Source organism: Methylibium sp. (assembly GCF_013817365.1).
Taxonomy (GTDB): Bacteria; Pseudomonadota; Gammaproteobacteria; order Burkholderiales; family Burkholderiaceae_C; genus Methylibium.
The window spans coordinates 1-7194 of sequence record NZ_JACDCU010000200.1 but is presented as its reverse complement, the minus strand read 5'-3'; the positions used below and the strand labels follow the sequence as shown (position 1 = coordinate 7194).

The following is a 7194-nucleotide window of genomic DNA, read 5'->3' as shown; positions in this document are numbered from 1 at the left end:
TCTCCAGGCCGCCGGAGGCGTCGATGAAGTTGAAATGACCGATAAAGACATGGTCGCCGAGCAGCAGGCGCGCGGGCGCCTCGATGCGCGCGTGGGTCGAGACGCGGCTGTGTGCGCGCAGCACACCTTCTGCGCTGCGCTGGCCGTAGATCATGCGGGGAGCAGCGAGGCGCTGCCAGCAGCGCGCGAGTAGGCGTTGGACGGCGTTCATCAAGGCCGTGATTGTCCCTTGAGCGCGCGTCCAGGCGGCCGCTTGGCGGCATCCGCCCAGCGTTGAGGTCAAGGAAACTCGGGGCGGCCCCGCGTTCTTCCGGAAAGCTTGGCACCCGCTGAACCGAGCAGCGCCGCCCAGCCCAGACCGGTGTCGCGCAAAAACAAGCCCAGCGCCACCGCGATCGCGATCGAATAGGCCAGCGAGGTCGCCAGCGCCGCGCCGGCCGCACCGAAGCGCGGCACGCTCCACGCGGCAATGGCCAAAGTCAGGCCGAGCGACAGCGCCGCAATGGCGGCCGACCACTGCGGCCGGCCGCGGTGGTTGGTGTAGTAGGCCGACAGGCTCGACGCCGCCGCGTAGCCGGCCACGCCCGGCAGCAGCAGCGCCAGCGGGAGCAAGGCGCCGGCATAGGCGGGGCCGAGCACGCGCGGCAGCGCGACCGCCGCGCCCCAGTACAGGAACGGCGCGGCAGCCAAGGTGGCGAGCAAGTTGAATCGCACCGCACGCAAGGTGATGGCGGCAGCCTCGGCCGCATCGGGCGTGCCGATGCGGTGATAGGCCGACACGGTGACCGCCGAGGACAGCAACCACAGCAACTCGGCCACCTGCACCGCCACCGAATAAACGCCGGTCTCGGCCAGGCCGCCGTTGCGCTCGACGAGGAAGAGCGTGGCGCGGTAGTTCAGCAGGCTCACGACGTTGGTCGCGCCGATCACTGCGACGAAGCGCCACTGTCTGCGCAGTGCGCGCCAGTCGGGCGAGGCCCGGCCGATGGAGCGCATCGCGGCCAGCTCGATCGGCGTGGGCATGTCGTGCGCGACTCCGCCGAAGGAATGGACTCCTGTCGGTTCGATCGCCGTCGCCAAGTCGTGCGCGACCCGGCCGGTGGAGCGCGCCGCGGCCAACCCGGTGAGCGCGGCGACGATCGCCTTGCCGACGACCCAGGCGGCGAGCACCGGCAGCACCGTCTGCAGCGCGCCCGCGTCCGGTCGCAGCATCGCAAGCACCGCCAGCGCCGCCAGCACCAACGCGGGCGCCGCGACCTGCGGCGCGTTGAGCGGCAGCATGCGGCCTTGCCCCAACCACAGGCCGCTGGCCGTCGGCACCAGCAGCAGCAACGGCGCAGCGAGCGCGAGCAGCCAGAGGTGCCGGTAGGGCTCGGCCTCGGCAACTGCGGCCGCGACGAGCAGCAGCAGCGCCGCCACGACACCCAGGCCCAGCGCCACGCGTAGCACCGCTGCCAGGAGCGGTGCCGGATCGACACGGCGGTTGGAGATCTCTCGTGCGAGCAGCAAGCCCAGGCCGGAGAACAGCGTAAGCAACACCGATTCGATCGCGACGAAGAGCGCGAATGCGCCCTGCACCGCCGGCCCCAGCCGCGCGACCATGACGAGGATGCCCAGACCGAGCGCGACGCTTGCAAGCCGGGCCGCCAGATTGATGGCGGCGCCACGGGCAAGCGGTCGAGGGAGCATGGTGCGGGCGGCTGAGAGGCGAACGGCGGATTGTCGGCGAGCATCCATCACAGACAGAAAGAGGGTGTCGCGCAAGCGTCGGTCGCTTCGAAAAGCGCGGAACCGCTCCTCTCCCCTCTAAGGAGAGGCTGGGTGAGGGGCCGGCCCGCCCCATAAAATCGCCGGTTCGCCGCAAGCAGCCCACGCTGCGGCCCGCCAGGACTCTCGATGACCCCCACGCCCCCGACCGCCGTTGCCGACGACAACGCGCCCGACACGAACAAGCTGGTGACTGAGCGCCGCGAGAAGCTGGCGGCGATCCGCGCGCAAGGGGTGGCGTTTCCCAACGACTTCAAGCCGCGCGACCAGGCCGCCGAACTGCACCGCGTGCACGAAGGCAAGAGCAACGAAGCGCTCGAAGCCGAGCCGGTCGCCGCGTGCATCGCCGGTCGCATGATGCTCAAGCGCGTGATGGGCAAGGCCTGCTTTGCGACGCTGCAGGACGGCTCGGGGCGCATTCAGCTCTACGTCACGGCCGACGCGGTCGGGCCCGAGCAGCTCGCGGCCTTCAAGCACTGGGACCTGGGCGACATCCTCGGCGCCGAAGGCACGCTCTTTCGCACGCGCACCGGCGAGCTCAGCATCAAGGTCAGCGCCATCCGCCTGATCACCAAGAGCCTGCGCCCGCTGCCCGACAAGTTCCACGGCATGGCCGACCAGGAACTGAAGTACCGGCAACGCGAAGTCGATCTCATCATGGACGAGGCCTCGCGCGAGCGCTTTCGTGCGCGCAGCAAGGCGGTGGCCTCGATCCGCGGCTTCATGGTGGAGCACGGCTTCCTGGAGGTCGAAACGCCGATGCTCCACCCGATTCCGGGCGGCGCCAACGCCAAGCCTTTCACGACCCATCACAACGCCCTCGATCAGCAAATGTTCCTGCGCATCGCGCCGGAGCTGTACCTGAAGCGCCTGGTGGTGGGCGGATTCGAGCGCGTGTTCGAGATCAACCGCAACTTCCGCAACGAGGGCGTGTCGGTGCGGCACAACCCCGAGTTCACGATGATGGAGTTCTATGCGGCCTACTGGAACCACCACGACCTGATGGACTTCACCGAGGCCATCCTGCGCCACGCCGCGAGCGAGGCGGTCGGCTCTGCGCAACTGAGCTATGCAGGGCAACCGGTCGATCTGGAAACGCCGTTCGCTCGACTGTCGGTGCGCGATTCCCTGGTCGCGCATGCCGGCCTGAGTGCAGCCGAAGCAAACGACGCTTCGGTACTGCGCGACAAGCTCAAGGCCCTGGGCCAGGAAGTGCCGGCGCGCTGGAGCCTCGCCGAGCTGCAGTTCGGCCTGTTCGAGGCCGCGGTCGAGGAAAAGCTCTGGCAGCCGACCTTCATCACCGACTATCCGGTCGAAGTCTCGCCGCTGGCCCGCGCCTCCGACACCGATCCGTCGGTCACCGAACGCTTTGAGCTTTTCATCACCGGCCGCGAATTCGGCAACGGCTTTTCCGAACTCAACGACCCCGAGGACCAGGCCGCGCGCTTCGCCGCGCAAGCCAGCAACAAGGACGCCGGCGACGAGGAGGCCATGTACTTCGACGCCGACTACATCCGCGCACTCGAGCACGGGCTTCCGCCCACTGGCGGCTGCGGCATCGGCATCGACCGGCTGATGATGCTGTTGACCGATTCGGCCAACATCCGCGACGTGATCCTGTTTCCTGCGCTGCGCCGGGAATCCTGAGGCGGCCCGTGTCGAGCTGAAAGCACCGGTCAGCCGCTCGCAGCGGCCCCGCGAGTCCCGCGCGGGTTCAGGTCAGCCGCGGTGTTCTCGCTGGATCGGCCCCGCGCTCGAATCGGTCTTCCACTTCGCCGATGTAGGCGGCCAGCGTGTTCGAGCTGTCCTGCACCGCCTGACGCAGCTCGGCGATGCCGGCATCCACGCGCGCCATCACCTCGCTCTGGGTGACGTCTAGCCGGGCTTCCAGCCGGCCCAGTTCGGCCGTCATTGATGTCTGCAGCGCGGTGAAACGCGAGGCTTCCGCCTCGTCGGCCAGCACGCGCTGCGCCTGCAGCTCCTGCGTGTGCCGGCGCGTTTCCATCAGCACGCGGCCTTGCCACCAGGCCATGTAAACGAGGAAGCTCGCCACCAGTGCCGCGAGCATGCCGAGCAACACCAACCCGAGGGGCGCCTGGACGGTGTCGACGACCAGCGAGAGCGTGGTCGGCGCGATGAAGGCGCTCCAGTTCACCGTCACGAAGACCGCGAACAACACGAGAAACAGGACAGTCAGGAGCAGTCGGGCGGTCATTTTCTTGTTCTCGGTCGGTCGCACAAGGCGCAGTTTATGAGGTGCGGCGGCTCTCAGCGGTGCTGGAACTGCGGTTTGCGCTTGGCGAGGAAGGCGTCCATGCCCTCCTTCTGGTCCTGCGTGGCGAACATCGCATGGAACATGCGGCGCTCGAACGTGATGCCCTCGGCCAGGGGGCTCTCGTAAGCGCGATTCACGCATTCCTTGGCGGCCATCAGGCTGGGCAGCGACAGGCCGCACATCGCGTCCGCCGCCGCTTGCGCTTCCCCGAGCAGCCGCTCGGCCGGCACCACGCGAGAGACGAGGCCGGCGCGCTCGGCCTCGGCGGCGTCCATCATGCGGGCGGTGAGCACGAGGTCCATCGCCTTGGCCTTGCCCACGGCGCGCGGCAGCCGCTGCGTGCCGCCCGCGCCGGGCACGATGCCGAGCTTGATCTCGGGCTGACCGAACTTCGCGGTGTCCGCGGCGATGAGCACGTCGCACATCATCGCCAGCTCGCAGCCGCCGCCGAGCGCGAAGCCGGCGACGGCACCGATCACCGGCTTCCTGACGCTGCGGATGGCTTCCCAGTTGCGGGTGATGAAGTCGCCCTTGAAGACGTCTGCATAGTCCAGCTGCGCCATCGCGCCGATGTCGGCCCCCGCCGCGAAAGCCTTCTCGCTGCCCGTGAGGACGATGCAGCCGATGGTGTCGTCGGCGTCGAAGGCCCGCAGCGCAGCGCCCAGTTCGTTCATCAACGCGTCGTTCAGCGCGTTGAGCGCCTGCGGCCGGTTCAGGGTGATCCAGCCGGCCTTCAGCGCCAGCGTGCCGCGGGTGTCGGTGAGCAGGTTCTCGTACCCCATGGCGGGCGCTCCTTGATCGGGGCTTCACTGTACAGGCCGGCGCGTGCGGTAAGTAACGGCAGCCTGCGCGGCACCGGGCGGGGCCCGTGACGAACGCGTCAGGCCTGCGTTACTCTCCCCGCAAGCAACAAGACGTTTGCATGGCCATCATTTATCGCAAGACGGAAGTCGGACAAGCCGAAATCGCCACACGCGCGCTGCGCCTGCCGCTTCGCGTGCGCCAGGCGCTGATTCTCGTGGACGGCAAGCGCAGCGATGCGGAGTTGCGCAAGCTGATTCCGCCTCCGGCCGACGAAGCGCTGCAGGCATTGCTCGATCTCGAATGCATCGAGGCCGTCGGTGGCACGGCTGCCTCGGCCGCCAGTGCGCCTGCGACCGCGGCAGCGCCGGCCCAGGCCGCTGCGCCGGTGGTGCTGACGCTGGTGGAAACCTGCCAGCGAGCCGTACGCTGGCTCAGCAACAACCTCGGCCCCTATGCCGATCCGCTCAGCCTGCGCATCGAAAAAGCCAAGAACCGCGAAGACATGCGCTCGGCGCTGGTTCTCGCCAGCAGCTTCGTGCGCCAGCAACGGGGCGCCGCGAGCGCCACCGAGTTCGAGCAACACGTCGGCCTGCCGCCCGAGGCAGGCTGACGCCACCGGCTCGGCTCGGCACAATGCCTCCACCGGACCAGGCCGCATCAACCTTGTGTTTCAGGCGCCGTTGGCGAGCCAGCCGGCCCGGCGAACCAAGGCCTCGGCCGGGGCCTTGGCATCCACACTCAGCGCCACCGGGCCGTGCACCTGCGCGCTCGGCAAACTCAGCTCCAGCAGACGCTGGTCGCGCGCCGCCAGCAAGGGGAGCGGCCGCTCGAAGGCGCCGAGCGCCGCCAGATCGTCGAGCTTGCGAATTCGCCAGCCGTCGAGCGCGATCAACTCGTCGCCTGCCGCCAAGCCGGCTTTCTCGGCCGCGCCGCCGCGCATCACCGCCTGCAGCTTGAGCTGACCGCCCGTGTCCGTGACCCGCGCGCCCAGGCGCTGGGCCAGCGTCGCGGCCTCTTCCTGCCAGACGATGCCCAGCCCCTCGAGCAGCGGCTCCAGCGGCAAGTCGGCGCTGCCATGCACCCAGGAGGCCAGTTCGGCCGCGTACGAACGCCCGCCCACCTCCTGCAGCACCGCCGCAATGTCGGCCTCGTCGATCGGGCCACCCCCCGCGCCGCGAACCGCCGGGCGGCCCTCGGCGCGCGCAGCGGCAGCACCGCTGCGGGCCCACAGGCCGCGCATCACCTCGTCGAGCGAACCCCTGCCTTCGCCGCGCAGCGTGAGGTCGAGCGCCAGCCCGATCAGTGAGCCGAGCGCGTAGTAGCTGACCGTGGCGTTGACGGTGTTCTCGTCGGGCCGGTAGTACTTGACCCAGGCATCGAAGCTCGCCTGCGCCACGCTCTGCACCGCCCGCCCGGGCGTGGCGCGCACGTTGTTGATGCTCCGGGCCACCAGCTTGAGGTAGCGCGGCACGTCGATCAGCCCGGCGCGCAGCAGCAGCAAATCGTCGTAGTAGGAGGTGAAGCCTTCGAAGAACCACAGCAGCTCTGTGTAGTTCTCGCGCGTGTAGTCGTAGCGCGCGAACTCCGCCGGCCGCAGGCGCTTGACGTTCCAGGTATGGAAGTACTCGTGACTGATCAGCCCGAGCAAGGTGGCATAGCCTTCGCTGGCCGCCTTCATGCCGGTGCGCGGCAGATCGCGGCGGTTGGCGATGAGCGCGGTGCTGGCGCGGTGCTCCAGGCCGCCGTAGCCGTCTTCCACCGCATTGAGCAAAAACAAGTAGCGCTGGAACGGCGGCTTGACCGAGCCGCGGCTCGGCGTGCCATGCCAGAAAGCAATCTGCGTCTCGCAGATCCTGCGGCTGTCGGCGAGCAGGCGTTCGCCGTCGAAGCCGGGCAAGGCGCCGGCGACCACGAATTCATGCGCGACGCCGGCCGCCTGAAAGCTGCCGCGCCAGAAACGGCCGAGCTCGACCGGGTGATCGACCAGTTCGTCGTAGTCGGCGGCTTCGAAGCAGGCTCCGACCGCCGGCAGCCCGGTGGCGACCTGCCAGCCGCGCGGCAGCGTGCCCAGAACGAGCTGCTGCGGCTCGGCCTCGCGCCCCTGCACCCGCAGAAACACGCTGGTGCCGTTGAAGAAGCCGCGGCCGGCGTCGAGATAGGCGGCGCGCACGGAGGTATCGAACGCGTAGACCGAGTAGCTCACCGTCAGGGCGGCGCGGCATTCGCAATGCGCCACCCAGCTGCTCTTGTCGTGCTGTACCAGCCGCACGGCCCGCGTGCCCTGCCGTGCCTCGAGCTGCGACAGGTGGCGGGCGAACTCGCGCACCAGGTAGCTGCCGGGGATCCAG

6 protein-coding genes are annotated in these 7194 nt (G+C 69.1%); 2 read left to right on the top strand and 4 right to left on the bottom strand.

All coding sequences use genetic code 11. The annotated features are described in order from the left end of the window. Positions 1-279: 279 nt before the first annotated feature. Positions 280-1689, bottom strand: a complete 1410-nt coding sequence (locus H0W38_RS12850; RefSeq protein WP_292454595.1) for a polysaccharide biosynthesis C-terminal domain-containing protein — start codon at positions 1687-1689, stop codon at positions 280-282. Between the two features lie 207 nt (positions 1690-1896). On the opposite strand from H0W38_RS12850, the gene lysS reads away from it, so the two are divergent. Beyond that, complete coding sequence (lysS, locus tag H0W38_RS12845; protein WP_292454592.1) at positions 1897-3414, top strand: lysine--tRNA ligase; 1518 nt, start codon at positions 1897-1899, stop codon at positions 3412-3414. 67 nt (positions 3415-3481) lie between these two features. Here lysS and H0W38_RS12840 read toward each other — a convergent pair whose 3' ends face one another. Together H0W38_RS12840 and H0W38_RS12835 are read right to left on the bottom strand one after the other, a co-directional pair. Beyond that, complete coding sequence (locus H0W38_RS12840; RefSeq protein WP_292454591.1) at positions 3482-3982, bottom strand: LapA family protein; 501 nt, start codon at positions 3980-3982, stop codon at positions 3482-3484. Positions 3983-4035: 53 nt separating this feature from the next. Then, positions 4036-4824 (bottom strand): enoyl-CoA hydratase, encoded by a 789-nt coding sequence (locus H0W38_RS12835; protein ID WP_292454588.1) that lies wholly within the window; start codon positions 4822-4824, stop codon positions 4036-4038. Between the two features lie 140 nt (positions 4825-4964). Between H0W38_RS12835 and H0W38_RS12830 the strand changes: the two genes are divergently transcribed. Then, positions 4965-5456 (top strand): hypothetical protein, encoded by a 492-nt coding sequence (locus tag H0W38_RS12830; protein WP_292454587.1) that lies wholly within the window; start codon positions 4965-4967, stop codon positions 5454-5456. Positions 5457-5516: 60 nt separating this feature from the next. Here the strand turns inward: H0W38_RS12830 and H0W38_RS12825 are convergent. Then, positions 5517-7194: M61 family metallopeptidase (locus tag H0W38_RS12825; RefSeq protein WP_292454585.1), on the bottom strand; the 1678-nt coding region annotated here is incomplete at its 5' end.

Excerpts from the sequence above, each read along its gene's own strand:
- H0W38_RS12840 (WP_292454591.1), bottom strand. The coding sequence starts at position 3,982 with ATGACCGCCCGACTGCTCCTGACTGTCCTGTTTCTCGTGTTGTTCGCG.
- lysS (WP_292454592.1), top strand. The coding sequence starts at position 1,897 with ATGACCCCCACGCCCCCGACCGCCGTTGCCGACGACAACGCGCCCGAC.
- H0W38_RS12830 (WP_292454587.1), top strand. The coding sequence starts at position 4,965 with ATGGCCATCATTTATCGCAAGACGGAAGTCGGACAAGCCGAAATCGCC.
- H0W38_RS12850 (WP_292454595.1), bottom strand. The coding sequence starts at position 1,689 with ATGCTCCCTCGACCGCTTGCCCGTGGCGCCGCCATCAATCTGGCGGCC.
- H0W38_RS12835 (WP_292454588.1), bottom strand. The coding sequence starts at position 4,824 with ATGGGGTACGAGAACCTGCTCACCGACACCCGCGGCACGCTGGCGCTG.